This is a genomic window from Brenneria tiliae (assembly GCF_023347575.1).
Taxonomy (GTDB): domain Bacteria; phylum Pseudomonadota; class Gammaproteobacteria; order Enterobacterales; family Enterobacteriaceae; genus Brenneria; species Brenneria corticis.
This window is the reverse complement of the sequence record NZ_JAKPCB010000040.1, coordinates 1-276: the sequence shown is the minus strand read 5'-3', so window position 1 is coordinate 276 and position 276 is coordinate 1. Positions and strand designations below refer to the sequence as shown.

Annotated in this window: 1 rRNA gene; it reads right to left on the bottom strand. The window is 56.9% G+C overall.

The features are described from left to right. Positions 1-276, bottom strand: a 23S ribosomal RNA gene (locus MFP24_RS00195); the annotation flags it as partial.

The following is a 276-nucleotide window of genomic DNA, read 5'->3' as shown; positions in this document are numbered from 1 at the left end:
ACCGTCGCCCGGCCAACCTAGCTTTCTCCGTCCCCCCTTCGCAGTAACAACCAGTACGGGAATATTAACCCGTTTCCCATCGACTACGCCTTTCGGCCTCGCCTTAGGGGTCGACTCACCCTGCCCCGATTAACGTTGGACAGGAACCCTTGGTCTTCCGGCGTGCGGGTTTTTCACCCGCATTATCGTTACTTATGTCAGCATTCGCACTTCTGATACCTCCAGCAGCCCTCACAGGCCACCTTCAACGGCTTACAGAACGCTCCCCTACCCAAC